Annotated in this window: 23 protein-coding genes; 15 read left to right on the top strand and 8 right to left on the bottom strand. The window is 46.3% G+C overall.

Annotation, left to right across the window (positions count from 1 at the left end; genetic code table 11):
• Positions 1–106 precede the first annotated feature (106 nt).
• The 4 genes from MKY12_RS19065 to MKY12_RS19050 are packed head-to-tail and all read left to right on the top strand — an operon-like array spanning position 107 to position 4,293.
• Positions 107–979, top strand: a complete 873-nt coding sequence (locus MKY12_RS19065) for a 3-hydroxyacyl-CoA dehydrogenase NAD-binding domain-containing protein (protein WP_339249273.1) — start codon at positions 107–109, stop codon at positions 977–979.
• On the top strand, positions 976–2,184 hold the full coding sequence (locus MKY12_RS19060) for an acetate kinase (RefSeq protein WP_209869932.1): 1,209 nt from the start codon (positions 976–978) through the stop codon (positions 2,182–2,184). Before MKY12_RS19065 ends, MKY12_RS19060 begins: the two co-directional genes overlap by 4 nt.
• Positions 2,185–2,205: 21 nt before the next feature.
• On the top strand, positions 2,206–3,501 hold the full coding sequence (gene asnS, locus MKY12_RS19055; protein ID WP_339249271.1) for an asparagine--tRNA ligase: 1,296 nt from the start codon (positions 2,206–2,208) through the stop codon (positions 3,499–3,501).
• A gap of 24 nt (positions 3,502–3,525) precedes the next feature.
• Positions 3,526–4,293, top strand: a complete 768-nt coding sequence (locus MKY12_RS19050) for a DnaD domain protein (protein ID WP_339310356.1) — start codon at positions 3,526–3,528, stop codon at positions 4,291–4,293.
• 324 nt (positions 4,294–4,617) lie between these two features.
• Here the strand turns inward: MKY12_RS19050 and proC are convergent, their stop codons facing one another.
• From proC to proB, 3 genes are read right to left on the bottom strand one after another with little or no spacing between them, the layout of a single operon-like run.
• Positions 4,618–5,484 (bottom strand): pyrroline-5-carboxylate reductase, encoded by an 867-nt coding sequence (proC, locus tag MKY12_RS19045; RefSeq protein ID WP_339310354.1) that lies wholly within the window; start codon positions 5,482–5,484, stop codon positions 4,618–4,620.
• A gap of 30 nt (positions 5,485–5,514) precedes the next feature.
• On the bottom strand, positions 5,515–6,762 hold the full coding sequence (locus MKY12_RS19040) for a glutamate-5-semialdehyde dehydrogenase (protein ID WP_036727212.1): 1,248 nt from the start codon (positions 6,760–6,762) through the stop codon (positions 5,515–5,517).
• 59 nt (positions 6,763–6,821) lie between these two features.
• A complete protein-coding gene (gene proB, locus MKY12_RS19035; protein ID WP_036727210.1) occupies positions 6,822–7,925 on the bottom strand; it encodes a glutamate 5-kinase in 1,104 nt (367 codons plus the stop codon).
• Between the two features lie 442 nt (positions 7,926–8,367).
• Between proB and MKY12_RS19030 the strand changes: the two genes are divergently transcribed.
• Positions 8,368–8,565: a hypothetical protein gene (locus MKY12_RS19030; RefSeq protein WP_036727208.1), complete on the top strand. Its 198-nt coding sequence runs from the start codon at positions 8,368–8,370 to the stop codon at positions 8,563–8,565.
• A 79-nt stretch (positions 8,566–8,644) separates the two neighbouring features.
• Here the strand turns inward: MKY12_RS19030 and MKY12_RS19025 are convergent, their stop codons facing one another.
• Positions 8,645–9,556: a LysR family transcriptional regulator gene (locus MKY12_RS19025; protein ID WP_036727207.1), complete on the bottom strand. Its 912-nt coding sequence runs from the start codon at positions 9,554–9,556 to the stop codon at positions 8,645–8,647.
• A gap of 301 nt (positions 9,557–9,857) precedes the next feature.
• Here MKY12_RS19025 and MKY12_RS19020 point away from each other — a divergent pair, with 301 nt between their 5' ends.
• From MKY12_RS19020 to MKY12_RS19000, 5 genes are all read left to right on the top strand, one after another.
• Positions 9,858–11,546 (top strand): ABC transporter ATP-binding protein, encoded by a 1,689-nt coding sequence (locus tag MKY12_RS19020; RefSeq protein ID WP_339310351.1) that lies wholly within the window; start codon positions 9,858–9,860, stop codon positions 11,544–11,546.
• A gap of 55 nt (positions 11,547–11,601) precedes the next feature.
• Positions 11,602–12,765, top strand: coding sequence for a radical SAM protein (locus tag MKY12_RS19015; RefSeq protein ID WP_339310349.1), 1,164 nt, complete (start codon positions 11,602–11,604; stop codon positions 12,763–12,765).
• Positions 12,766–12,768: 3 nt separating this feature from the next.
• Positions 12,769–13,803: a radical SAM protein gene (locus tag MKY12_RS19010; RefSeq protein WP_209869913.1), complete on the top strand. Its 1,035-nt coding sequence runs from the start codon at positions 12,769–12,771 to the stop codon at positions 13,801–13,803.
• A gap of 40 nt (positions 13,804–13,843) precedes the next feature.
• Positions 13,844–14,002: a hypothetical protein gene (locus MKY12_RS19005; RefSeq protein WP_179090430.1), complete on the top strand. Its 159-nt coding sequence runs from the start codon at positions 13,844–13,846 to the stop codon at positions 14,000–14,002.
• Positions 14,003–14,127: 125 nt separating this feature from the next.
• A complete protein-coding gene (locus tag MKY12_RS19000; RefSeq protein ID WP_209869910.1) occupies positions 14,128–15,117 on the top strand; it encodes a S8 family serine peptidase in 990 nt (329 codons plus the stop codon).
• A 52-nt stretch (positions 15,118–15,169) separates the two neighbouring features.
• Here MKY12_RS19000 and MKY12_RS18995 read toward each other — a convergent pair whose 3' ends face one another.
• Genes MKY12_RS18995 through MKY12_RS18980 form a run of 4 tightly spaced genes read right to left on the bottom strand, consistent with a single transcriptional unit; the run spans position 15,170 to position 20,193 of the window.
• The gene (locus MKY12_RS18995) at positions 15,170–17,653 is read right to left on the bottom strand and encodes an ABC transporter permease (RefSeq protein ID WP_036727205.1); all 2,484 of its coding nucleotides are present in this window, start codon (positions 17,651–17,653) and stop codon (positions 15,170–15,172) included.
• Positions 17,650–18,330, bottom strand: a complete 681-nt coding sequence (locus tag MKY12_RS18990) for an ABC transporter ATP-binding protein (RefSeq protein ID WP_200869566.1) — start codon at positions 18,328–18,330, stop codon at positions 17,650–17,652. Before MKY12_RS18990 ends, MKY12_RS18995 begins: the two co-directional genes overlap by 4 nt.
• Before the next feature lie 52 nt (positions 18,331–18,382).
• Entirely contained in the window at positions 18,383–19,531 is a 1,149-nt protein-coding gene (locus MKY12_RS18985; RefSeq protein WP_051478161.1) for a HAMP domain-containing sensor histidine kinase, read from the bottom strand.
• Complete coding sequence (locus tag MKY12_RS18980) at positions 19,519–20,193, bottom strand: response regulator transcription factor (protein ID WP_339310346.1); 675 nt, start codon at positions 20,191–20,193, stop codon at positions 19,519–19,521. The genes MKY12_RS18985 and MKY12_RS18980 overlap by 13 nt, the downstream gene beginning before the upstream one ends.
• Before the next feature lie 175 nt (positions 20,194–20,368).
• On the opposite strand from MKY12_RS18980, the gene MKY12_RS18975 reads away from it, so the two are divergent.
• The 5 genes from MKY12_RS18975 (at position 20,369) to MKY12_RS18955 (ending at position 26,753) form a co-directional block, all read left to right on the top strand.
• Complete coding sequence (locus MKY12_RS18975; RefSeq protein ID WP_339310344.1) at positions 20,369–21,118, top strand: LytTR family DNA-binding domain-containing protein; 750 nt, start codon at positions 20,369–20,371, stop codon at positions 21,116–21,118.
• 170 nt (positions 21,119–21,288) lie between these two features.
• On the top strand, positions 21,289–22,713 hold the full coding sequence (gene leuC / locus MKY12_RS18970) for a 3-isopropylmalate dehydratase large subunit (RefSeq protein WP_036727197.1): 1,425 nt from the start codon (positions 21,289–21,291) through the stop codon (positions 22,711–22,713).
• A 29-nt stretch (positions 22,714–22,742) separates the two neighbouring features.
• Positions 22,743–23,345 carry a 3-isopropylmalate dehydratase small subunit gene (gene leuD, locus MKY12_RS18965; protein WP_209869901.1) on the top strand — a complete coding sequence of 201 codons (603 nt, stop codon included), beginning with the start codon at positions 22,743–22,745 and terminating at the stop codon, positions 23,343–23,345.
• A 191-nt stretch (positions 23,346–23,536) separates the two neighbouring features.
• Positions 23,537–25,114 (top strand): N-acetylmuramoyl-L-alanine amidase, encoded by a 1,578-nt coding sequence (locus MKY12_RS18960; protein ID WP_209869898.1) that lies wholly within the window; start codon positions 23,537–23,539, stop codon positions 25,112–25,114.
• 199 nt (positions 25,115–25,313) lie between these two features.
• Complete coding sequence (locus tag MKY12_RS18955) at positions 25,314–26,753, top strand: N-acetylmuramoyl-L-alanine amidase family protein (RefSeq protein ID WP_036727191.1); 1,440 nt, start codon at positions 25,314–25,316, stop codon at positions 26,751–26,753.
• The last annotated feature ends 49 nt before the right edge of the window (positions 26,754–26,802 follow it).

The following is a 26,802-nucleotide window of genomic DNA, read 5'->3' as shown; positions in this document are numbered from 1 at the left end:
CTTTTCAGACATGCTAAGATATCATTATATGTCGGGCTACTTATTTTTTTCGACAGACAAGGTACAATACAGAAGTATAGATACCTGAAAGGATGGAGACTTTTACATGAATTTTAAGAAGATCGGTGTCATCGGCGGAGGCACAATGGGACAAGGGATTGCCGAAATGCTGGCAGCCAAGGGCCTGGATGTCATGCTGGTGGAAAAAACTGCAGAACGGCTGAACTACTCCTATGAAATGATCGAGACCAGTCTCGACAAGCAGCTGGAGAAATGGGCGATTACCCAGGCGGAGAAGAAGCTGATCCTGGGCCGTATCCAGAAGGTTACACACTTCGCTGAACTGAGCTCCTGCGATATGGTCATTGAGACCATCGTTGAAGATCTGGAAGCCAAGCAAAAGGTATTCAATCAGCTCGATCAGGTGTGTCCGAGCCACATTATTCTTGCCAGCAATACGTCAACGCTTAGCTTGACTGAGCTTGCAAGCTCTACAATGTATCCGGAACGCGTTATCGGCATGCACTTCATACACCCTGTAGGTAAAGTGGATCTGGTTGAAATCGTGCGCGGTCTGAAAACCTCGGACAGCACATTTGAAGATACCAAAGCCTTTGTCGATGAGATTGTTGAGAAAAAAGGCGTTATGATCTACGAATCCCCCGGATTTGTATCTTCACGCCTCATTTGCCTGTTCATTAACGAGGCTATGCATGTGCTCCAGGAAGGGGTTGCCTCTCCTGAAGATATTGATGACGCTATGCGCATCGGCTACCAGTTCCAGAACGGGCCGCTTGAAATGGCAGACCGCTTCGGTCTGGATTCCGTTCTTGCCGCACTGGAGAACATGTTCCGTGAATACGGCGAGCTCAAGTACCGTCCTTCGACCATTCTCAAGAAGATGGTGCGTGCAGGACAACTGGGTGCGAAATCGGGCGAAGGCTTCTTCAAGTATGACAAGGATGGTGACCGGATATGAAAGTATTAGTAATTAACGCAGGCAGTTCTTCTTTGAAATATCAGCTCTATGACATGACGGATGAATCCGTACTTGCCAAAGGTCTGGTTGAGCGTATCGGTATGGATTCCTCCATTCTGACCCACAAACCAACCGGCAAACAGGAAGTTACCGAGGTTAGCGAAATTCTGGAGCACACTACAGCGATCCGCAAGGTTCTGGCGAATCTGACTGACAAGGAACACGGAGTCATTGCATCCATTAACGAGATTAATGCTGTAGGCCACCGCGTAGTACACGGAGGAGAGAGCTTTAAGGAATCCGCACTTGTTACTACGGAAGCCAAGTCCGAAATCCGCCGTCTGTTCGACCTGGCTCCGCTGCATAACCCTGCCGCGCTGCTTGGTATTCTGGCTGCTGAGAGCAATATGCCGGGTGTGCCGCAGACCGTTATTTTCGACACGGCCTTCCACTCCACAATGCCTGAGAAAGCATATTTGTATGCTATTCCAAGAGTACTGTACAGCAAATACAAGATCCGCCGTTACGGCTTCCATGGGACTTCCCATGATTATGTAAGTAAAGCTGCGGCTGAGTTTGTCGGACGTCCGCTGGAAGAGCTGAAGATCATTACCTGCCACATCGGTAACGGTGCCAGCCTCACGGCTATAGACGGCGGTATCTCTGTAGATACTTCGATGGGGATGACTCCGCTTGAAGGTCTGATGATGGGTACACGCAGCGGTGACATCGACCCTGCTATTGTTCCTTACGTCATGAACAAGGAAGAATTGACTCATGGTGAAGTCAACTCTATGCTTAATAAGCACAGCGGTATGCTGGCGATCTCCGGGATCAGCAGCGACATGCGGGAGATTATCGAAGGATACGAGAAGGGCGAGCCGAATGCTTCGCTGGCCTTCGAAATGTACGAATACCGTCTCCGCAAATACATCGGGGCTTACACCGCAGCACTTAACGGTGCAGACGTTATCGTCTTCACTGCCGGTGTAGGGGAGAATGCGTCGTTGCTTCGCGAGAAGGTCCTGCGCAACCTGTCCTATCTGGGTATTGAGCTGGACGCTGAAGCCAACAAGGTTCGTTCGGGTGATCCGCGCCGTATCTCTACTGCAAGCTCCAAGGTACAGGTACTTGTGGTTCCAACGAACGAAGAGCTGGTGATTGCACGCGATACCTATCGTATTGTGCAAGGAATTAACAGCTAAATTAGAGGAGAGATTACAGGCATGGCTAACAAGAGTGTAATCAAGAACGTGAATGAGCATGTCGGAGAGACTGTTGTCATCGGATGTTGGGTGAACAACAAACGCTCCAGCGGTAAAATTCAGTTCCTGCAGCTTCGCGACGGTACCGGTTATATCCAGGGGGTTGTGGTGAAATCAGAGGTCCCTGAGCAGGTCTGGGATGATGCCAAGAGCCTTACCCAGGAAAGCTCCCTGTATGTGACTGGAATCATCCGTGAGGAGCCCCGCAGCCAGTCAGGCTACGAGCTGACGGTTACGGGAATTGAGGTCCTGCATATTACCGAGAATTACCCGATTACACCCAAGGAGCATGGCGTCGATTTCCTGATGGATCACCGTCATCTCTGGCTGCGTTCCTCCAAGCAGCGGGCGGTCATGGTCATTCGTGCGGAGATTATCCGCGCGGTTCAGCAGTTCTTCAATGAGCGCGGCTTCACGAAGGTGGACCCGCCGATTCTGACCCCAACGTCAGCAGAAGGCACGACCAACCTGTTCCACACCAAGTATTTTGATGAAGACGCCTATCTGACCCAAAGCGGGCAGCTGTATATGGAAGCCGCAGCCATGGCGCTGGGACGCGTCTATTCGTTCGGCCCTACCTTCCGTGCAGAGAAATCCAAGACCCGCCGCCACCTGATCGAGTTCTGGATGATTGAGCCGGAAATGGCCTTCACCGATCATGAAGAGAGCTTATGCGTGCAGGAGGATTTCATCAGCTTTGTCGTGCAGTCCGTGCTTACGAATTGCCGCGCCGAGCTGGAAGCAGTGGGCCGCGATGTCTCGAAGCTTGAGAACATCAAAGCACCATTCCCGCGTATCAGCTATGACGATGCGATTAAGTTCCTGAACGAAAAAGGCTACGAAATTGCCTGGGGCGATGATTTCGGGGCTCCTCATGAAACGGCGATTGCCGAGATGAGCGACAGACCGGTCTTCATTACCCACTATCCGGCTTCCTTCAAGGCTTTCTATATGAAGCCGCATCCTGATCGTCCGGAAGTGGTGCTGTGTGCGGATATGATCGCTCCTGAAGGCTACGGCGAGATCATCGGCGGATCACAGCGTATTGATGATCCGGCGCTGCTGGAAGCCCGCTTCAAGGAACATAACCTGTCGATGGACACCTACAAATGGTACATGGATCTGCGCACCTACGGCACGGTTCCACACTCCGGCTTCGGTCTGGGGCTGGAGCGTACAGTAGCCTGGATCTGCGGTCTGGACCATGTTCGTGAGACGATTGCCTTCCCTCGTACACTGTACCGTCTTTACCCTTAAAGAATAGGGAAAGGGGGCTTAAGTATGGACGGAAAAGGTTGGAATACCTGGGGCGAGGGCGTAGCCTTCGGCCTGGAGAACGGAATGGCCGTCATTCCTTATGCACTCCTGAAATATTACCGGAAGCTGAATCTGACAGGCAGTGAATCCATGCTGCTGATTCATCTGCTCTCCTTCAGACAGGTGGAGGGAATTGATTTCCCTTCCCTGGAGGAGCTGCAGGCAGTAACCGGGCGCAGTATTCCGGTGATTGCCGGAGAACTGCAGAAGCTCATGAAGGAGGGGTTCATCAGCATCGACGGAGATAACGACGAGCTGAGGGACATCCATTATGAGCGCTATAACTTCTCCGGCCTGTACGCGAAGCTGGGAGCTTATCTGGCAGAACTCTCGCGGGAGAATGCCCAGGAGAAGCCCGGCCAGAGCGGGCGGGAGCCGGGGGCCCGGGCAGTGGCTCATCACTCCGGGGCTACCGCACCGGACGGCGGCTATGGCCGCCCGGCTGTGCCGGGTGACAAGGAGTCAGAAAACGGACGGAGTCTGTTCAGCATTTTCGAGAAGGAATTCGGACGTCCGCTGTCCCCCATGGAATGTGAATCTATTTCCGGTTGGGTGGATGAAGACCGCTATCCGGAGGAGCTGATTCGGCTCGCGCTGAAGGAGTCGGTCTTTGCAGGAAAGGTTCATTTCCGTTACATTGACCGCATTCTGCTGGAATGGGCCCGCAACCGGGTGAAGAATGCCCAGGATGTCAAAGCCTATTCCCAGAAATTCCGGGGCGGCGGCAGATGAGCGGAGCGAAATAGATATATGCCGGTCCAGGGCAAGTCCCGGCCGGTTAAGGTGTCCCTTAAGTCATGTATGTGGCTTAAGGGGCACTTTTTTTTACTTTTGTTGCTAATGAGTTGGCCGAGAGTGGGCGGGGAGCGGGGGTGAGGGGCATAAATGCACTTGATTTGAGCAAAAGTGGATTATTGAGCAAAATGAAGGGCATAAATGCACTTGAAGCTGGCGGGATTATGCCTCACAACCCGCGAACAGCCCGCAATTCCTTCACATGGAAGGAACTGCGGGCTGTTATGTTGTAGGAAGAATATCAATAACTAGGCCGAAAAATTAGTGCAGCTCCTGCTCCAGAGCCGAGCCCATCTCGCGGGAACGTTCCGCACAGCGGTTGACGGCGGAAATGACGGTCTCGAAGAAATCGCCGCGCTCCAGTACTTCAATGGCCGCCTGGGTAGATCCGTTCGGCGAGGTTACCTTCTTGCGGAGGGAGGCAGGCTCTTCACCGGTCTGCTGCACCATCCTGGCTGCGCCAAGCACGGTCTGGACGGTCAGCTCACGGCTCTGCGCAAGCGGCAGCCCTCCGCGGATACCGGCAGCGATCATCGCTTCCATCATGTAATAGATGTAAGCCGGTCCGCTGCCGGAGATCCCTGTTAAGGTCTCCATCCGTTCTTCGTCAATGACCGCCGTCAGGCCGATCGCTTCGAAGATGTTAAGCGCTGTACGGCGGCTGTCTTCGCCAACCTCCTTGGAGAAGGCAATCCCGGTAGCACCAAGGCCGATGGAGCTAGAGGTGTTCGGCATGGTGCGGACCACAGGCTGCGGGTTACCCAGTAAGCCTTGCATCGTACGGATGGTCAGCCCGGCAATGACGGAGATGACGAGCTGATCCGGCGACAGCAGCGGTCCCAGTGAACGGAGCGCTTCCGCAGCGTCTTTGGGCTTCATGGCTAGTACGATGACCGGCGCAGTGCGCAGAGCCTCGAGCTTGGACTCGGGAGCATTATAGCCGAGCACGCCGTAACGGCTGCGGAGCTCAGCCAGGCGCTCGCTGCTGCTGCGGTTCAGCATAATAATTCGGCCCGATTCCACTACATTCCGGGCGATCAATCCCCGCACAATGGCCTCAGCCATCGAGCCTGCGCCGTAAAAAACGATATTATGATTGATGAGCGGAATTGCTGGTTGCTGGCACATGGCTGGCAGTCCCCCTATAAGTTGAGTGAGTTAACCCCTGATTTGGCCGGAGCCGTGAATCATATATTTGCTTGAAGTCAATGCAGGCAGTCCCATTGGCCCGCGGGCATGGAGCTTCTGGGTGCTGATGCCGATCTCGGCACCGAAGCCGAACTCAAAGCCGTCCGTGAACCGGGTAGATGCATTGTGATATACCGCTGCAGCGTCAATCTCCTGCAGGAAGCGTGCAGCATTCGCCGCGTCTTCAGTCACAATACATTCGGAATGCTTGGTGCCGAATTCCGCGATATGTCCGAGAGCCTCTTCCAGCGTGTCAACGATACGAATATTTAGAATATAATCATTGTATTCTGTAGCGAAGTCCTCTGGTGTGGCAGGCACAGCCCAAGGGATAAGAGCAACGGTATCCTGGCAGCCGCGCAGCTCCACACGGGCCTCGCGGAAGGCTTCGGCAAGTGCGGCGAGATGTTCTTCGGCGTAAGCACGGTGAACCAGCAGTGTCTCCATTGAATTGCAGACCGAAGGCCGCTGGGCCTTCGCATTCACGCTAATACGCCGGGCCATTTCCGGATTGGCACTTGCATCCAGATAAGTATGGCATATGCCTGCTCCTGTTTCAATAACCGGTACGGTGGCATTCAGAACCACATTCTGAATCAGAGAGCTTCCTCCGCGCGGGATGATGACATCCAGCAGTCCGTTCAGCTTCAGCATTTCATCCACGGAGGAACGGTTAGGATCTTCGATCAGCTGCAAGGCATCCGGCGGAAGGGCGGTACCGGCAAGTGCGCGGTGCAGCACCTCGGCGATGGCACGGTTGGAGGAGAGGGCGGAGGAGCCGCCGCGCAGCACCACGGCATTGCCGGTCTTAAGGCATAGTCCGGCAGCGTCAACGGTGACGTTGGGGCGTGCTTCATAGATAATGCCGATGACCCCAAGCGGAACCCGTACCTTCTCAATGTGCAGGCCGTTTGGACGTTCGATGGTCTCCAGATTGTCTCCAACCGGATCAGGCAGAACGGCAATCTGCTGCAAGCCTTCGGCTATACTGTCAATCCGTCCCGCATCCAAGGCCAGCCGGTCGAGCATCGACTCCGGTGTGCCGTTCAACCGGCCGCGTTCCAGGTCTTCGGCGTTGGCGGCAATAATGTAATCAGCTTCGGCACGCAGGGCGGCAGCCATCACCAGCAGGGCTTCATTCTTCTGGGCGGTAGTCAGGCTTGCGAGTACCCCTGTGGTTGCTTTGGCCAGCGTTGTCTTGTTAACCACTTCACTCATGGCAATTCCTCCTCAAAAAAATTATGTTGGCATATGGATATACAATAGGTTGTGCAAGATTAACGCAGTGTGATCCATTCGTCCCGGTGGATCACCTCCAGCCGGTGCACTTCACCGAGCTTGGGCACAATCTCGCGGCTCGGAAGCCCCTGAATGCTGCGGAGCTGGCTATCATCATAATTGACGATGCCCCGCCCAAGCAGCTTCGCATCCGGGCCGAGCACTTCGACGACATCCCCTGAATGGAAGCTTCCCTCAATCCGTCTAACCCCGACCGGCAGCAGGCTATGGCCCCCGTGGAGCAGCGCTTCAACAGCACCGTCATCGACATACAGTGATCCGAGCGGGGTAGACATGAAGCCCAGCCACTGTTTTTTGACCGGCAGAGAGGAGAGTGTGGTGGCAAAATAAGTGCCCTTGCCCGTCCCTGCTGCGGCCTGTGATAAATCCCCTGGCTCCTTAACCTGGCCCACGAAGACCGGAACTCCGCCCCGCGTGGCGATCTTGGCCGCGTCGATCTTGGAGCGCATGCCGCCGGTGCCCACGCTTGAGCCCGCACCGCCTGCAATGGCATAGATCTCAGGCGTAATCTCTTCTATGTGCTCATACCGCACAGCATCCGGGTGCTTGCGGGGATCGCCGCTGTAGACGCCGTCCATATCGGTCAGCACCAGCAGGTGCGAGGCCTTCAGCAGATTGGCAACCAGCGCCGATAAGGTATCGTTGTCACCGAACTTCAGCTCATCCACCGATACAGTATCGTTCTCGTTGAACACGGGCACGGCGCCTTGGCGGAGCAATTCTTCAACCGTCATCATGGCGTTGTTCATGGCCCGGCGGCTGCAGAAGTCCGTACGGGTCAGGAGAATCTGAGCAGTGGGTATACCGTGGCCTGCGAAGGCCTCCTGATAAGCCTGCATCAGCATAACCTGTCCTACCGCCGCCGCCGCCTGCTTCTCATGCAGCAGCCTTGGGCGGGAAGCATAGCCGATGCCCCGGAAGCCGGCTGCGACCGCCCCGGAGGTGACCAGCAGCACTTCACAGCCGTCCTTGCGGAGCGCTGCAATCTCGGCGGCGAAGAAGGCGACCGCCTCACGATTAAGGCCGCCTTCGGGACCTGTGAGTGAGCTGCTGCCGATTTTGACCACAATTCTTGACGTCATTGTCTTTCACTTTCCTCTCGAATTGAAATGCCTGTAACACCCGGAAATGACAAAAAGCCCCCATCCTTAGACTTAGCAAAGGACGAAAGCTTGATTAACTTCCGCGGTACCACCTTCATTGATGAGGGTTCATCCGACTTCATTCTCATAACGGGAGTATCCGTCCTGCAGGGCAGGCCGCTCAGGGGTAGGATTCAGAATGACCTTCGCGGTAAATTCTCCCAGCCTTCAGGAATTTACTCTCTGCACACGAATATACGTCCATTCTTACTGGTCCCGTCAGCACGTTTCACTATTTGTCATTTAGAATACCATGCGGAAGCAGGGTTTGCAAAGAGCTCCGGACGAATATTTTTCTGCTGGGGCAGGGAGCGGATTTCCTGGTTGTCCTTCAGGGGAACGGGTAAAGTATTTATAATCAGTTACCAGGAGGTGGATTGAATTGAGTAAGAAGACTAATGTCCGACAGGAACAGAATCAGAATTCCAAAGAAGCCGCCGAATTTCAAAACAAAGCGATCCGAGAATTTGTCGAGGAAAAAGCCGGAGATTCCCGCACAGAAGGACCGGTTGACGAGAGTACTACCCGTATGCCCGATGACCAGAACCGTATGATCACGCAGTATAATTTGCGCAAATAAATAATTGCTTCTGCCAAAATATAGCAAATGCCCATCCGGCCTCATGATAAGAGCTGGATGGGCATTTGTTTCCGCCGGCTTATTCGCCTGCCAGTCCGGCGACCGTTGTCTGGAAGGTTTCAATGAAAGCTTCCGCAGCACGGGACAAATAGCGTCCGCGCCGGTAAGCGACAACCAGAGTACGGCTGGGTACCGGTTCAGCCAAGGGCAGGTAGACAGGCACGAATTCACTCCGCGGTGCCCGTGCAATGAAATGTGGCACGAGCGTTACGCCCATTCCGGTGGCTACAAGCGATTGGACGGTCTCCATATTGTTGCTCTCGAAGACAATCCGCGGCTCAAATCCGGCTCCACGGCATAGCTCCACCGTCATTTTGCGGAAGCCCTGTCCTTCTTTGAGCACGATGAACGGTTCATCCTTAAGCTCGGTCAGCGAAGTTCGTGTACCCAGCAGCATCCGCGCCGCCAGCGGATGCTCAGGCGGGACTGCCAGGTCGATCCGTTCCTCTCCAAGAACCTCATGAGCTAGAGTCGGAATCTCCAGTGGTAGGGATAGCAGGCTGAGATCTGTCTGGCCGCTGGCTGTCAGCTTCTCAAGATTCATGGAGGAGTCCTCCAGCAGCGTGATTTCAATCTCGGGGTATTTGCGTTTGAAGGCAGGCAGCACATGCGGCAGCAGATGCGCACCGGTGATCGGCATGCTGCCAACCACAACCCGTCCGGTGCGCAGCTGGGATATATCCGACATCTCCTGGCGCAGCAGTTCTACGGCATCAATGATGGTCTGAGCCTGCTCGACGAATTTCTTACCGGCATGAGTCAGCTCAACTGAACTGGTATTGCGCTGGAAAAGAAGGACACCCAGTTCTTTTTCCAGTTTGGAGAGTTGCTGGCTGAGTGAAGGCTGAGCGATATGCAGCTTGTCTGCTGCCCGGGAAAAATTACGCTCAGCCGCAATTTGCAGGACATATTGCAGTTGACGCAGTTCCATTTCAAACCTCCTTACAGGTTAGGTACCATCAATAGTAATCCGCTTTCTTATAAGTATATCCTATAAATCGGTCTGATTACATCGGTTTTTACAAGGGTTGCAGTAGCTGTCATATTGGGGAAATGATTTAAATTTGGCATAACCAACCATTGGGTGAGAGAAAAGCACCATTCGGTCGAGGAATATGGCATATTTCTACATTTATGTTTATTATGAGTGTATTGAAAGAAAATGATTGTCTTATAGATAATAATAATGTTAAAAAAGTAAAATAATACACAAATCGAAGGGATAAAACTAAATGTATTACTGGATAAAGTGCTTACAGTACTTAAACGGTTCTAGTCGACTCAGATATTTGGATTTTACACTTCAACAAATAAAATGCATAATATTTGTTTTAATTTATAGTGTTTCGTCAATTATATTTCCAAGTTACATAAGTAAAATAGTTGACTTAGGAATAAGCAATAGGAACATTGGAGATATTGCCAATTACACTATTACTATGCTGATTGTAGGATGTACGATGGTTGCTTTCCAATATTTATATCAAGTTAGCTTCTATAAATTTTCACAACGCTTTGTTTCTGAAATAAAAGAAATGGTTTTTGAAAAATTAATGAATACCAATGTAGCTTTTTGGAGCAAGCATAAGGTTGGAGACATGTTTACAGTTTTAGAAGAAGACATCTCATCAATAGAAAGCCTTTTCACAAAATCAATAAGCGGAATTTTATCCAATACATTAATTGCAGTAGGCATTTCCGCATATTTAATCTACATAGATAAAACTATTGGAATCATTTTAATATTGCTTACTTATTCATTTGCTTTAATTCAAAAAAAATACGGTAAAAAAATTGAAGCATATGTGGTGCCATTAAGAGAAGAAATTGCAGATTTCTCATCCTATACAAATGAAATACTAAATAATGTGAATCATATTGAAATGGCAGGTGAAGTAAAACGTGCTTATTGTGGTTACTGCAAGAAGAACCGGTCTGTAGTAGAAAAAGCAATAAAACAATTAAGAATGATTACTGTGTTGTTTAGTATTGTTTCAAGTTATAGCGTAATCATTATTTTTGTAGTGCTGCTCATGGGGGCGCAAAGAGTATTATCAGGGACGATGACAGTAGGTGTTTTATTCAGTTTAATCATTTATGTACAAAGAATGTTTGGCCCAATAAATTCGATTGGTAGTGAGTATATATCTTTCAAAAAAAACATTCCTATTTTTAGACGGATATTTGAAGTTTTGGATAATAAAGAGGTTATTCAAGAAGGAAATTACACCCCTGACCTCGATCTATCAGGCAAGATTAGTGTGAATAGAATTGATTTTAGCTATGAAGAATCCAATCAAATATTGAAAGGGTTATCATTGGAGGTCCAACCGGGTGAAGTAGTAGGAATCGTAGGCAAAAATGGATGCGGGAAGACAACCTTAATGAAACTCTTTACGAAGCTCTGTGTACCTCAAAAAGGGGAAATTCTAATAGATGAAGTGATTATTGGAGATTACCAAACGGATTATCTGCATCATCAAGTCGGTTGCTTATTACAAAGTGAATTTATATTAAGCGGTTCTTTAAGGGATGTTCTGGATACTAAAAATCGCTATAGTGATCATGAGATTATTGAGACGATGAAGGAATTTTGCTTAGCAATAAAGGATTTTCCTGATGGGCTCGATACAATGATTAAAGAAAATTCATTAAATCTTTCGGGTGGACAAGTACAAAAGATAGCGTTAATACGCCTCTTCCTTCAGAATAAATCTATATACTTGTTAGATGAACCCACTTCAGCTATGGACATTGAAGCAGAAAAGGTAATCTGCAATGTGATTAGAAGAAAACTAGAAGGAAAAACAGCATTAATTATTACACATAGAGAGCAAATCTTAAATATATGTGATAGAAAAATAATGCTAGCGGAGGAACAAGAAAATGAACAGGAATATTATGTTAGGTCAGTTTACTAAAGTTTTGACTCATGGAAACAAAGTGATTTTAGGGAATTGAAGGAATGGAAAATGGATGAAAATGAGTCAGGAATGTTATGAAATACTTAAACTTGCCATGCAGGAAAGCGCAACGACTAATGAACTGATTGAAGCGTTTGAAGACCAGGAAGATAAGGAATACTTCTTCGAGCTGTTGCAACTTTTGTACAAAGAAAATTTGCTGGCCGATACGGAAGAGATGTTACTGTTCGATAAAAATTTCAGTGTTGATATAGCAATTACCAACAGATGTAATCTCAGATGCAAACATTGCTGCGTGGATTCTGACTTAACAAATTTGAGCGATCCGTTGGACACGGATGTTCTAAAAACGGTTTTGAATAAAGTGGTTAAATCAAAACCCAAGAGTATTTGCTTAACGGGTGGAGAACCTTTAATTAGGAAGGATTTTTTTGAGATTCTATCTCACCTGAATGATATTTACGATGGTGAAATCAGAGTAATGACGAATGGGACATTAATTAATAGTGAAAATGTGAAACAACTAGTGGCGCATGTATCAGCAATAGATTTTAGTATTGATGGTGTTAATGAAGACACATGTTCAACAATACGTGGAAAAGGAGTTTTTAACAAGGTCTTGCATTCGGTTGAATTATTAAAAAATCACCATTTCGATAAAATTTCATTATCAATGGTCTTGACTAAGGAGAACTATGTATTACGCAATCAATTTGAGGAATTAAATAAAGAATTAGGAACCCGTGGCATTGCAAGGGCTTTTAGCCCAATTGGAAGAGGAAAAGATAATAAAGATTCATTGCAGCCTAAAGAAAAAGAAGTTCAAATTGAAGAAATAAGAATGATGAATCTTGACATTGATGATGTTCATATTTGTCTCTGTGGGGGGTTATTTAAAGAGATTTATATAAATAGTAAAGGACAGATATATCCTTGCGGTTTATTGGAGAGAGATAAATATTATGTAGGCAATATATTGGAGATAGAAGATTTAAGCAGTTTTCTGGGGAGTGGTGAATTTAAAAAATATGATGGATATCAAAATTGGGAGTATTTACAGCCTGATAAACATGAAAAGTGTAAAGATTGTGATGTTAATTTATTTTGCTGGAATTGCTTGCATTACTTAGATCTTATAGAGAGCAATGATGGTTTTTATGAAAGTGTTTGTCCAGAACTGAAACGTAACTTCCAAAGGATTGTATGGGAGGATTGAGCAATGTTAATAGGAATTTGGGTAACTAAAGCATGCAACCTGAGATGCAGCTATTGTTATGAAGGAAACGACAAAAAGGAAATAGATATGGATCGCAATACTGCGGATCAAATAATTAATTTTATCCAAGAGAACTATAGTACTAATGATAATTGGTCAGAGGATCCATTAATTATACAATTCCATGGAGGGGAGCCATTATTAAATTATGACCTAATAACATACATTACTGAACGACTGAAATTATTATTCGCCACATATAAAAAAATAGTTATGTTTGGTATTACAACAAATGCAGTGTTACTTGACAAAAAGAAGATTGAATTCTTGGCGGAAAATATGAATTACGATTTTTCAATAAGTATTGATGGCGATAAAAAGGTTCACGATCAAACAAGGCTATTCTCAAATGGTACAGGTTCTTATGATGCAATTATAAATAAGGTTAATATGACATTGGAAAAAAGGAAGAATATTAGGGCTAGAGTTACATTTGGTGCTCAAACAGTTTCTCATTTATTTGAAAGTATTAAACATTTGATAGAATTGGGATTCTTAGTGATTGTCTGTATCCCTGACTATTTCGATAAGAGTTGGGATGAGAAACATATAGATGCTTATTTAGATCAGCTTGGTTTGTTGAAAGAATATTATTTAAGGAATAGGTTAGATGAAAAAAATGTGGAAATTCCAATCTTAGAAAATAATATTTTCAAGAAAAATAAGTGTTCTGGCGGTTATAGCAGTATTCACATTGACCCAACCGGAGAGATTTATCCGTGTTCCTATGTTGTAGGAGATACTAAATATAAAATCGGTTCAGTACATCTAGGAGGAATTAATAATGATTACTTAGCAGATATCTCAAGAATTAATGACTGCAACATGATGGAATGTGAAGGGTGCAATAATTATAGCAGTTGTCTTACTGTAAGATGCCGATACCTCAATGAATTATTAACTGATGACGGATTGTGTCCTTCAGCAACAATATGTGCTTTTGAAAATGCCAATTATAGTTTTTTAAAATCAGTTTAGAGATAGAAGTAGCTAGGAATGCGAAGAAGGAGGACTTATTATGAGTTTAAAGATTAAAAAAATTGCGGACAAAATTAATGCATTAGAAGTAAAAGGGCAAGGTTGTAAAGATGATTGTGCCGATTGGTCTGGAAAAAGTGCCTCTAACCCAGCAGGTTGCTCTGTTACATTCAGCTGTAAAATTACTTGCGCATTTTAATGTGAACAAGTAGGTAAATTTACTTAAAAAAACCATTTCAGCATTCCTAGTCTATTTTTATATAATGGGTAAGTGATTAAAATCACTACCCATACTTATTATATGCAACTATAGGGAGATCAAAAATGAATCCTGATGTAATCATTATTGATACGGGAATAGTTCAAGAGAACTCCATTGGAAATGTTATCGGTGGTATGGGTTTGACTGATGAAGATAGCGATTTCGAAGACGATAATGGTCATGGTACTCAATGTGCGAATATAATAGCGCAAATGTGTGAAGCGCAGCCCAATATTTTTGCGATTAAAGCATTAAATCAAAATATGGAGAGTTCACTTGATACCTTAATAGAAGCCTTGGAGTATACGCGTAAACTTAATATTCGGACAATTAATCTTAGCTTAACTACAATTAAGAAAAAAAGCAGATCAAGGCTACAACCAATTATACATAAACTCAAGAGTGAGGGTAAGATCATAATATCTTCAGCACCTAATCAAGGTTATTTGGGTTATCCAGCTGCATGCGATGGAGCAATCGGTATAAATGGTGCTATACTTCAGGGGAACAGTGATTATTGGTACAATAAAAGCAAGGTGATCCAATGTATCGCTAATAAAACGCCTAATTTAGTAAAGAGTATAAGTGATTCATATAAAATGTTTGGCGGAACGAGTAAGGCTACCGCAACTGTTACAGGTATAGTATTGAATATATTAATCAAGAAACCTGATTTGAAATACGAGGAACTGGAAGTATTATTGCAAACATTTGCCGAAAGAAAACTATGGAAAACAAACGATGTTATTGGTGCTAATACACTAAATTTCGATTCGGTTGAAGTTCTAGGCCAAAGCAAACTAAATAACGAAATAAAAGAAATATTGTTCTCATATTTTAAGAAAAGAGATAGAGATATTACCGCAGAGCAACTAGCGAGCACTAAATTAATTGATTTATTGTATCCAAATGATTTTTTTGAGATTTTAAAAGAAATAGAAGCGATTACAGGTGTCAGCATTAATTATAATGGTGTTGATTATAGAGTTTTTAGTTCAATAAGCACATTAACCAAATTTATTGAACATACTAAAGAAATGAATGACGAATAAAAAAATACATCAGGAGTATTTCTGCTGATGTATTTTTGAAGTTGTTCATCCGCTATTGAACGGTCTCTATGGAATCCACAATACTCATGTCTGCGATTTTGCGGAGTGGAATACATGTTGCGGTTAAGCAAACCACAATAGAAATAAATGCAGCTCCCATAATGGGGAGAAATGGAACGGGGATAAGCTCTATGGTGTCTGTTTTAGCAGCACTTACAAAGATTGAACATGAATACCCTGCTATAGAACCGGCGATAGCTGCGATAATTCCGTAATAGGCGCCTTCCCAAAGGAAGGTCTTGTATAAGCTTGAAATGCTCATGCCTATCGCTCGCTGAACCCCGATTTCAGTAATACGGGTATGAATATTTGTGTACACGGTATTAATTATATTTAGAATTCCTATAAGCCCGATAAACAGAATCAATCCCCATGCTAACCATTTGATCTGCTGATAGCTTTCTGCAAGCTGTGTATCTGTATCTTGATAAGAAAGCCATTGGCCCCCTCCAGCTTGTTCACTTATTTGAGTAATAACTTTCTCAACATTTTCCTTATCAGCGTTGGGTGACAAGACAGGATACAACTCCGAATAATTGATTGTTTCTGTAATCTGATCGTAGATCGTATCATATACAATGATTTGAACCCCGTTTACAAATCCGTCATTATCCAGTGTGATTGAATTACTGCTTTCATGCAGAACTTGTAACGTCAAGTTATTGACAGATATATTATCGCCTACGGAAATTAAGGTACTGCTTAATCGGGTATCTCCATAATTTATGGCGATGGGATTTTTGATAATACAGGCTTTTCCTGCTTTTAAATCCTGGAGTTCCGGTTGGGTAAGTGCTGGTGCGATCATTTTTAACCGATCTTCATCAACACCAATAATATGCAGCGCCTCGCCTGGCTGTAGTGAAAAAGATGTGGAAATTGGCATCTGCCCCTTGCTATCCTGTGTATACAGGCTATATTTCAAGGTGGAAACGGAAGTTATATCTGCTAAGGATTTGAGTTCCTTCACCACTTCTGGAGAAAAACCAGTTGTCTTATTGGTAATGGAGTAATCACCAATATGCATTTTTTGTACGGCAGTGCTCGTATCCAATAATGTGGAAAAACTCTGTAATGCTATAAATACCGTTATACTCATAAATAATGATAAGATAGTAATTGTCGTTCTGCCTTTATTTCGCTTCATATTCATTCTTGCGTAGAAGGCTTCGAAGGAACGTATACGCCGAGCCTTTCGATTTTTTCGTCCAACCCGTATTGACGGACCTGACATTGCGAGCGTCGGAGAAACCTTTGCCGCATATCTTGCGGCAGGGAATGCTGCAAGATATGCAAACAATAATGTAATTACTGTACTGATGAGCAGAGGAAGTATTTTCCCGGAACTATTTTTGGCTATCAACAGGGCTAATTCTTCCGATGAACTTGTTAGAAACAGGTCCGGAGACAAGAGGCTGGTTGCGGAGATGGTAATTCCTTTGGCAAACAATATGCCAAAAGTGATCCCTGCAGGAACACCTATTCCACAGAGTAGGGCAAGCTGTAGCGATACTAATATATATAGTTTACTGCGTTCCGCACCAAGAGCGCGTAATGTACCGTATTCGCGGATGCGTTTCGTTACAGAGATTTTCAAAATGTTATAAATAACAAGACCGGAGGCTAAAAGAACAAGAGTACCAACGAGAACGCTTGCAACGGCCATAAAGGGAAAACCGGAACCATTGTCTGAGTCATCGCTCTTATGGGTGTAATCAATACCCACTGCTGCTAGAAGGATGTCGTTGTACTGAATGCAATATTCAGGCAGAGCAAATTGAGCGGCGATATCATCAACCGTGTTCTGGAAGTGATTTTTGTTTATCATACGAACATCTGTGGAGTACAGTTGGTATTTTTTCGGCAGCAGCTGTTCCGCTGTTCCTTGACCGGCAATACCGTTAACACCGCCGGATACATACCCTAAGTAATTACTTTTTAAAATGCCGGTTAAAGTGAAGGTAGTCTTATATTCAAAGGGAGCCTGATCGTCCCGTATAAGCGAGATACGGATCGGCAATGTAATGTGGTCTCCAAGTTTGCCGGAAAAATTCAATAGATTTAATGCATCTTGTGGTAAGGCAACTTCATGGGGTGACTGAGGTAAGCGTCCGGATGAAAGTTGTGTTATGGATGGGTAGACTGAAAGTGTATCATCTTCATATTCACGAAGCCAAATAGAAAGTTTAGTATTCGGTATTACTGAGGTGCCGATATTCATAAAGCTACCTGAGAACGACAATCTATTATCGAAGTTAAGCTTCTCTTTTTGCTCTTGTGTAAGTTGATGAAAAGTAACATAACGGTTGCCATTAAGTGCTGCAGCCTGCTGTTGACGCAAAGCACTTAATATACCAAGGGATTGGCCGATAACCGTAGTCATAATTGTAGATAGAATAATTGCAATTAAAATTAAGACGGAAGTGATCTTTTGGTTATTCAACTCTTTCCATACAAGAGAACGATAGGATTTCATTTCGCCGCCACCTCCGAAAGGAGGCCGTCTACAATAACAAATTGTCGTTCCGCCATGCGTGCGATCTGGTTGTCATGGGTAATAACCACAAGGGTTTTGCGCATCGTACGCCAAATATCATAGAGTAAACTCATAACCTCGTTGCCGCTTTTACTATCTAAGTTTCCCGTGGGTTCGTCAGCAAAGACAATGTCAGGTTTTGCAATTAGTGCTCGGGCAATGGCGACACGTTGCTGCTGGCCACCAGAGAGTTCGCTGGGCAAGTGGGTCATTCGACTTTTGATTCCAAGCATATCTGTTAGGTCTTTAAGATAAGCCTCATCCACCTGGCGTTTGTCCAACAGCAGAGGCATGATAATATTTTCCCTTGCGGTCAGGACAGGTAAGAGGTTGAATTGTTGAAAAATAAATCCGATTTTCTGGCGACGAAAAGCGGAAAGCTCCTTGTCACTGGTGAGGTAGATATCTTTCTCATCGTAGATAACACTGCCGGATGAAGGTTTGTCCAGACCGCTTAACAGATGAAGCAATGTGCTCTTCCCGCTACCCGAAGGCCCCATAAAGGAAATGAAATCTCCAGGCGCAATTTCTAAATTAACATGATTAAGGGCAATGACACTGTTTTCGCCGTTGCCATAAAGTTTTGAAAGGTCTTTTGCCTCAATATACATACACAACTCTCCTTTTCAATTGATAAGGAGAGTGTAGAATATAAATCTCAAAAAATGCTCAAGATTTCAAAATATTAAATGAAGCCGTTGCCATTGCACCATTTTCTGTATTTTGTAAGGCTAGGGTGCCTCCGTGTTTTTCACAGAGCAGCCGGCAAATGTACAGTCCCATCCCAAAATGCCCTGAATCCCCAGAAGGATGATCTCCGCGTAAAAACGGTTCTGTACCGCGGGATAACATATTTTGAGAATAGCCTTCACTATCATCCTGAACAGTAAGAAGCATACTGGAATCATCGCAGGTGACAGCAACACTAATTTGCTTACGGGCGTACCGGACGGCATTCGAAACGAGATTTTCTGCCACATTATAAACAATGGACCGATCAACCCAAATCCACTCGTTTTTGTTGGCGTTATTATCATGCAGATTAAGCTTCTTGTCTTTACGTAATATCGTCAGACTTACCGAAAGCTCTTGGATTAGAGCCGACCACTGAACCTGTTTTAAATTGCATTGCATTTCCTCTAATCTCTGGGCACTGCTCATCGTTTCTATAAAAGCTTCAATCCTGCCGGAATACTCTTCAAGTAATGAAAGTGTATCACCGATCTCTTCTTTTGTTTGTTTTCCACTTGTTATTCCCATTTTAAGCAGCTTTACCGAGCCTTTGATTACGGTTACGGGATTCCGCAAGTCATGAGAAAAAGCAGCATTTAACCTCTTTCGCTCCTCAGTTTGCCGCCACAGTTCCCTGTTGTTTTTCAGAAGCTCACATCGCATCGTTTCAAATGCGTCACAGAGCTGTCCAAGCTCATCACTTGCAGAAGATACAATCGAGAAGTCCAGGTTGTTGTGCATAATTTGCCGGGCTCCATTTTGCAGAGCGGCCAGGGGCATTTTAAGCTTAATCCTATAAAAAAGCCAATCAGCTAAAAATAATCCTGTTAGTACATATAGAGTGGGAAGCGCAAATTGCAGGATGCTAAAAATGTGATACCATGCCGGGTAAGCAGGTTCTGGGGGCACTGGTGTGGCTCTGACATCATTGCCATCCATCTTTAATTCAATAGACGGCCCATAATGCCTGGAAATTTCGCTGATCCCCCAAATTGATATGACGCTCAGGAGCAAAGCGATAAGTAAAAATATGGCCGATAGAAAAAAGAATGCTTTTTTTAAACTCATATGGTTTATCCGTTCCATTTATAGCCTACCCCCCATACCGTATCAATGTAGCTTTTCTGAGTAAATACCGCGAGTTTCGCACGAACTTTACGAATATGTTCCATAATCGTATCGCTGCTTCCTTCTCCGTCAGTTCCCCAAATGGCTTCATAAATGTGGTCGCGGTCAAAAACTTGCCCGGCATTCATAGAAAGCAGTTCTACAATTTCAAATTCTCTCTTTGACAGTGGTACAACAAAACTGGAGACAGAAACTTCCCTGTTAGAATAATTTACGGTAAGATCTCCAAAAAAACGGATTATAGATTGCTTATGCATACGATTTTCGCGACGTAAATGGGCTTCTACTCTTGCCCCCAATTCATCAATATCAAAGGGCTTGAGGATATAGTCATCTGCTCCTGCGCGAAAACCGATAATTTTATCGTTACTTTCAACTCTAGCCGTTAGAAAAAGGATTGGACAGGAAATATACTTGCGAATTCGCTGACAAACTGTAATACCATCGATGTCTGGCATATTGATATCAAGCAGGATAATATCGGGCTGACAATGGACTCTTTCAAGTGCTTCATTTCCGCTAAGAGCTGAATATACCTGATAACCTGATGACTCAAAGTAATTCTTCAGAATAGAGATAATTCCTTTTTCATCATCAATGAGCAAAATTTTACTCTTCAATCTAAAAAACCTCCTTAAGAATCTTTAATTATGACTAGTATCTTGACCAATGTTGATTCTGATTTTATGCTATTATTATAAGGAAAATATGGTAAGAATGGCAGATGGATGAAGAATAATAGATTCGACTCGAACCAAATTTAATGCCACAAAAATAATGAAGGGTAGTGGTTGAATGCTAAATGTTGCATTTTGTGATGATGATGTTAAATTTTTGAATAGCATTGTATCTGAAGCAAAAAGAATATTCAAAAGGCTAAAAGTCAATACAACCATCTACACTTATACAAATGGTAAAAAACTAATTGATGATTTTGAGCAATATCATTCGTATTACGATATCATTTTTTTGGAGTTAGACTTGCCGGTAATGGATGGGAAAGAAGTGGCGAGAAAACTGCGCCTTTTCGATAAAAAATTCAAGCTGGTATTTGTTACTTCTTCCGAACAAGAGGTTTTAAATACCTTCCAGTATGATATAAGCGGTTTTTTACCTAAAAGACTCATGAACGAAAGATTATTTTTAATAATAGATCGTGTGGTAACTGCTATAAAAGATGATAACCCGCAACTTCAAGTTTTTAAAGTTACCATCACAGGCGATAAAAGAGCGTTAATCAAAGTTCCCTTAAATGATATAATGTTTTTTGGAAGTGTAAACAGGAAAAGCTATTTACATACCAAAAGGAGAACCTACTTATTGCACGGATTTAAATTTATAGATTTAATAGCGCAATATAGCGAGCAGGGTTTTGTTGATATACATAGAACTTGTATAGTAAATATTCAATATATTTTTTCGGTTGATGATATTGAAATTCGTCTTGATGATGGAACCTTGCTTCCCTTAAGCAGGCGGAAAAGGTCTCTGGTGCTGGACAAGTTCCTTCAGAAGATTAGTGAGGGTATGAATATTAGGAAGTGAAATCCTGCAAGAGCCTTTTGTTAAAATCTTGTGTCTCATAGGTACAGCCTATCAGCGCTATAGAAATCATATCTTGGAATTATAAACGTGGTGATGTTATATTTAGAACATTCAAGAGAGACTCCACGCTCTCTTCATAGGAACGATTCTACTATTATGAGGTGAAATTCATGGGCAACAAGACAATGTTTGAGAAGATTTGGGATAATCACGTTATTCATCAGGAAGAAGGCAAGCCGAGCATTATTTATATCGATTTGCATCTCGTTCATGAGGTTACTTCTCCGCAGGCGTTTGAAGGGCTGCGTCTGAGCGGCCGTAAAGTCCGCCGTCCGGGACTTACCTTTGCGACAATGGATCATAACGTGCCTACCAAGGACCGTTACAATATTACCGATCCGATCTCCAAGCAGCAGATTGATACGCTCTCGCAGAACTGCCGTGATTTCGGCGTAAGATTGTTTGACCTGAATGATATTGACCAAGGTGTCGTTCACGTCATGGGACCTGAGATTGGCCTGACCCATCCCGGCAAGACGATTGTCTGCGGGGACAGCCATACCTCCACACACGGAGCCTTCGGTGCACTGGCGTTCGGGATCGGCACCAGCGAAGTGGAGCATGTGCTTGCCACCCAGTGTCTGCAGCAATCCAAGGCCAAGACCATGGAAGTGCGCTTCACCGGCAAACGTAATCCGGGTGTGACTGCCAAAGACATGATTCTCGGCGTAATTGCCAAATACGGAACGGACTTTGCAACTGGCTATGTTATCGAATATACCGGCGAAGCTATCCGTGAGCTGTCGATGGAAGAGCGCATGACCGTCTGTAACATGTCGATTGAAGGCGGAGCAAGAGCGGGCCTGATCGCACCGGATGAGACAACCTTCAACTATCTGCGCGGACGTCAATATGTGCCGCAGGGTGAAGCGTACGATGCCGCCGTTGAGACCTGGAAGGGCCTTGTTAGTGACGAAGGCGCCCAGTATGATACTGTGGTCGAATTCGATGTAGAAACACTTATCCCGCAGGTTACCTGGGGAACTAGCCCTGGTATGGGAACGGATATCAACTCCACCGTACCGAACCCTGCTGATTTCACTACCGAGAATGAACGCAAAGCAGCCGAGAAGGCGCTTGAATATATGGATCTGGCTCCCGGTACACCGATCTCCGAGATCGGAATTGATTATGTCTTCATCGGCTCCTGCACCAACGGCCGGATTGAGGATCTGCGGGCTGCGGCTGAAGTAGCCAAAGGCTATAAGGTATCTGACAAAGTTACAGCTATTGTTGTGCCAGGCTCCGGGCGCGTGAAGATGCAGGCCGAGAAGGAGGGTCTGGACAAAGTGTTCACCGAAGCTGGATTTGAATGGCGTGAAGCCGGCTGCAGTATGTGCCTGGCGATGAATCCGGATGTTCTGCAGCCGGGCCAGCGCTGCGCTTCTACTTCTAACCGTAACTTCGAAGGACGACAGGGACGCGGAGGACGCACGCATCTGGTCTCTCCTGCCATGGCGGCTGCGGCAGCCATCAAAGGACGCTTCACGGATGTGCGTGACTGGAACTACAAGACGGAAGCCGTCAACTCATAGAATAATTGAGAGAGCAGGAGGATTCAGCAATGGAAGAATTCAAGAAGTTAACAGGAATTGTAGCCCCGGTAGACCGGGTTAATGTAGATACGGACGCGATTATCCCCAAGCAGTTCCTGAAACGGATCGAGCGCACAGGCTTTGGCCAATTCCTATTCTACGAATGGCGTTTTGATGAAGCAGGGAATGACAATCCGGCATTTGAGATGAACAAACCGCGTTATGAGGGAGCCTCTGTGCTGATTTCCCGCGCGAATTTCGGCTGCGGCTCCTCCCGGGAGCATGCGCCTTGGGCCATCATGGATTACGGGTTCAGAGTGGTCATAGCGCCATCCTATGCCGACATTTTCTATAACAACTGCTTCAAGAACGGCATTCTGCCGATCAAGCTCTCAGAGGCCCAAGTAGACGATCTCTTCAGCCGCACGGCAGAGCATGAGGGCTACACGCTTACAGTGGATCTGGAGAACAACAAGCTGAGTGATGATTATGGTCTGGCCATCACCTTTGAGCTGGATGAGCACCGCCGCCAGTTCCTGCTGCAGGGGCTGGATGATATCGGCCTGACACTTCAGCATGCCGATGAGATTGCTGCTTATGAAGAGCGTCATGCAGCCAAGCTTTTTGCCTAAGAGCTAAGTTAAGTTAACGGCTGAAGCATATTTATTCTTAGTATTTACACAAAACTTCTATTTCCGGGTGTCGGAAATAGAAGTTTTTTTGCTATAATCGAGATATTATTGCCTGCGAAGGCAACTTTTGGGGATTATTGTCGTCTTAATCTTATCTGCAAATCTATCAATGGACCAAAGGAGAGGAAAGGATGAAGAAAGCCGGACAACGGGTGTTGCTTCTACTGCTGCTGCCACTGCTCCTCCTGTCATTCGCCGGCCACAAAGCTGCGGCAGCCGGAACAACCCCCGGTAAGATCGTGATGGACAGCAAGGAGCTTGCACTGCCTAAGGGGGTAATCCTCGAGAACGTGAATGGAAGCGTTATGATTCCGATCCGTGTAGTGGTGGAGAATCTGGGCTTCGAAGTGCTGTGGGAACAGAGCAGCCGCAAGGTAACTGTCCAGCAGGACGGCAAATCCGTACAGCTTGCAGTCGGCAGTACCACCGCACAAGCCGATGGAGTGAACCTAACGCTCAATGCTGCGCCTAAGCAGAACGGCGGGACGGTACTGGTGCCTATCCGCTTTGTCAGTGAGCAATTCGGTCTTAGCGTCGGGTGGGACAATACGGATAAGACGGTGTACTTGAGCGGAGGAATAACGGAGACAGCGCCAGTCGCTTCAGATCCGCTGCCGTCAGCCACCCCAGCTCCATCAGAAACAACCGAAGCGGCTCCAGGGGCAGTTCAGTCCCCGTCACCAACCACTCCGCCTCAGAGCGGCACAGAGACTCTGGAGGAATTGGACGGAAGTGTTATAGTTGCTCCGACTCCGCCAGCTACATCCCCTGTAGTGAAAGGGGCGGTATTTAGCGAGAACCGGCTGATTGTAGCCGCTGCCGGAGGAGCCAAGGCTACGGTTACGAGAGTTACCGGACCCGACCGGATCGTAGTGGATTTTGCCGGAGCGGCATTTGCCCCTGATTTCAGCGGGAGCTTCCCGGGCGTATCTACTGGAGGAAGTCCGCAGGGCAAGCTGGATGTGAGCGGCTACCCGCTTGTAACTGAAATACGTTATGCATTATTCAGTACGAATCCCCCGACGGTCAGGTTCGTAATCCAGACTACGGGCTACCAGAATTATCAGGTAAGTACAGATGAGAGTACAGGACTAGTCACAATCGATCTGAATGTAACGGGCAGCGAAACGGGGGCACCCGTGAATCCGGGATTCACCGGAAGACCGGTTATTGCGCTTGATGCCGGACACGGGGGAAAGCAATCGGGTGCGGTTAGCCTTACAGGCAAGCTGGAAAAGACCTTCAATCTCGCGGTCATCCTGAAAGCCGGAGCTATTCTGACGCAGGAAGGCTGGGCTGATGTCGTCTACACCCGTACATCGGATATTACATTGGGTCTTCAGGATCGTGTGAAGATTGCCCAAGCGGCGAATGCTACGTTGTTCGTATCCCTTCATGCGAATTCACTGGATGTATCCTATCCTAACCGGAGCAAAGTTAACGGAAGTGAGACGTACTATAGCCGCAGTGAGAGCCTGCCGCTTGCCGAGATTATGCAAAAGCATCTGGTAGCGGGAACCGGCTTCAAAGACAACGGCGTCCGCTCGAAGAGTCTGCATGTCACCCGGGAGACCCGGATGCCTGCGATTCTGCTGGAGGCGGGGTATCTGACCAATGCTGGGGATGAAGCAGGCCTGTATAGTGAACAGCTGCAGAATAATCTGGCCCGCGAAATCGTAGCTGGAATTAAGGAATATCTTGGTTTGTAACACTGCATAAGCGGAGTTGTCTGAAACCGCACTACATACCTTTTAACTATAGGGAATACACAGACATTTCCACTTTGGTTGGGATTTATTCGCAACTTTTAAGTTCTAAAGGCGTCTACACTATGTCGAAGGTTGTCAGTTGGCATGCCATCAAGAACGCTCGATTGGGGGCGGAATACTAGAGTCTTAGAGGTGAAGAATGAAGAAATTTGCTTTTATGCTGTTGCTGCTGCTCTTTGTTGTGGTGCTGCCAGGGCATGGACAAGCCGCTGCTGGCCAGAACAAGATCTTCCTGGATGGCCAGGAACTGAATGCAGGACAAGACGTTCCGGTGGAAAATGTAAATAACTCCATCATGGTGCCGCTAAGAATGATCGCTGAGAACCTTGGATACAAGGTGGATTGGAATCAGACAAGCAAGACCATCAAGATTGAACAGCAGGGAAAGGCCATTCAGCTGATCGTGGATCAGACTGCGGCATCCGTCGATGGCAAGACGGTAATTATGTCAACGGCCCCTCTCCTGCGGAACGGCACGACGCTCGTACCGATCCGGTTCATTGGTGAGCAGTTCGGACTTACGGTCAAATGGGATAACACGAAGAAGGTTGTAGATCTTATTACCCCGCCGGTTTCCGAGCCTAACATTGACCCGGAACAAAGTAATGGGGACGGAGGGACGGTTGTAGTGCCGCCGGGAGAACCCTCAAGCAGCCTGAGCATGATCAACGGCATCAGCTTCAATGAGAACCGGTTCACGATTGCCATAGACGGCAATGCCGAGCCTAAGGTCTCTAAGATCAGCGGACCGGACCGAATCATCGTCGATCTGCCGAATGCCACGTTCTCGGATATATTCGGAACAGGACAAATACTTGATCCTGACCTGAACGGGAACCTGACAGTTACGGATTATCCGGATGTCTCCGGTATCCGCTATTCGCTGTATAGCACTAATCCTTATACTGTCCGATTTGTAATTGATCTTAATACCCCCAAAAATTATAGCGTAGAGGTATCGGGAGATTCCTCCAAGCTCATTGTCATTGATTTGAACGCACAGGCTCCAGGCGACACTTCAACGCAGCCCGGCAACAGCGGGCGTAAGCTGGTTGTGCTCGATGCCGGACATGGCGCGAAGGATTCAGGGGCTGTAGGCGTTACCGGCAAATATGAGAAGAATTTCAACCTGGCTGTGATTCTGAAGGCGGCTGCGCTGCTAAGGCAGGAGAACAAGATTGACGTGGTGCTGACGCGCAGCGATGATACCTTCCTGGAACTGAAGGAAAGGGCGGCAATCGCCAATAACCTCGGTGCAGATTTGTTCATATCCGTTCATGCCAACAGCAGCGGATCAGCGGCTGCGAGCGGAACGGAGACCTACTATCAGCGGGACGCGAGCAAGGCTCTGGCCAATGTGATGCACAAGTATCTTGTGCAGGCGACCGGGCTTAGCAACAGGGGAGTGCGTTACGGCAACTTCCATGTGATACGCGAGACGAAGATGCCTGCGGTACTGCTTGAGGTGGGCTATCTCAGCAATAAGAAAGACGAGGCTCTGCTGTTCACTGAAGCATTGCAGAACAATGTAGCCGCATCGATGGTCAGCGGAATTAAAGAGTATCTCGGGATTCAATAACAACAGGCGGCAGCAGGGGCCGCAGAGTCGGATAAAGACCCTATATTGC

It is taken from the genome of Paenibacillus sp. FSL M7-0896, assembly GCF_037975415.1.
Lineage (GTDB): Bacteria > Bacillota > Bacilli > Paenibacillales > Paenibacillaceae > Paenibacillus_AQ > Paenibacillus_AQ silagei.
Note: the sequence above shows the minus strand (reverse complement) of the source record. Positions and strands in the feature narration are given on the sequence as shown.

Coding starts and splice junctions, on each gene's coding strand:
- MKY12_RS19060 (WP_209869932.1), top strand. CDS start 976: ATGAAAGTATTAGTAATTAACGCAGGCAGTTCTTCTTTGAAATATCAG.
- MKY12_RS18955 (WP_036727191.1), top strand. CDS start 25,314: ATGAAGAAATTTGCTTTTATGCTGTTGCTGCTGCTCTTTGTTGTGGTG.
- MKY12_RS19020 (WP_339310351.1), top strand. CDS start 9,858: ATGTATTACTGGATAAAGTGCTTACAGTACTTAAACGGTTCTAGTCGA.
- MKY12_RS18960 (WP_209869898.1), top strand. CDS start 23,537: ATGAAGAAAGCCGGACAACGGGTGTTGCTTCTACTGCTGCTGCCACTG.
- MKY12_RS19040 (WP_036727212.1), bottom strand. CDS start 6,762: ATGAGTGAAGTGGTTAACAAGACAACGCTGGCCAAAGCAACCACAGGG.
- MKY12_RS19015 (WP_339310349.1), top strand. CDS start 11,602: ATGAAAATGAGTCAGGAATGTTATGAAATACTTAAACTTGCCATGCAG.
- MKY12_RS19025 (WP_036727207.1), bottom strand. CDS start 9,556: ATGGAACTGCGTCAACTGCAATATGTCCTGCAAATTGCGGCTGAGCGT.
- MKY12_RS18995 (WP_036727205.1), bottom strand. CDS start 17,653: ATGAAATCCTATCGTTCTCTTGTATGGAAAGAGTTGAATAACCAAAAG.
- proC (WP_339310354.1), bottom strand. CDS start 5,484: ATGTGCCAGCAACCAGCAATTCCGCTCATCAATCATAATATCGTTTTT.
- MKY12_RS18975 (WP_339310344.1), top strand. CDS start 20,369: ATGCTAAATGTTGCATTTTGTGATGATGATGTTAAATTTTTGAATAGC.
- asnS (WP_339249271.1), top strand. CDS start 2,206: ATGGCTAACAAGAGTGTAATCAAGAACGTGAATGAGCATGTCGGAGAG.
- MKY12_RS19000 (WP_209869910.1), top strand. CDS start 14,128: ATGAATCCTGATGTAATCATTATTGATACGGGAATAGTTCAAGAGAAC.
- MKY12_RS19065 (WP_339249273.1), top strand. CDS start 107: ATGAATTTTAAGAAGATCGGTGTCATCGGCGGAGGCACAATGGGACAA.
- MKY12_RS18985 (WP_051478161.1), bottom strand. CDS start 19,531: ATGGAACGGATAAACCATATGAGTTTAAAAAAAGCATTCTTTTTTCTA.
- proB (WP_036727210.1), bottom strand. CDS start 7,925: ATGACGTCAAGAATTGTGGTCAAAATCGGCAGCAGCTCACTCACAGGT.
- MKY12_RS19005 (WP_179090430.1), top strand. CDS start 13,844: ATGAGTTTAAAGATTAAAAAAATTGCGGACAAAATTAATGCATTAGAA.
- MKY12_RS19050 (WP_339310356.1), top strand. CDS start 3,526: ATGGACGGAAAAGGTTGGAATACCTGGGGCGAGGGCGTAGCCTTCGGC.
- leuC (WP_036727197.1), top strand. CDS start 21,289: ATGGGCAACAAGACAATGTTTGAGAAGATTTGGGATAATCACGTTATT.
- leuD (WP_209869901.1), top strand. CDS start 22,743: ATGGAAGAATTCAAGAAGTTAACAGGAATTGTAGCCCCGGTAGACCGG.
- MKY12_RS19010 (WP_209869913.1), top strand. CDS start 12,769: ATGTTAATAGGAATTTGGGTAACTAAAGCATGCAACCTGAGATGCAGC.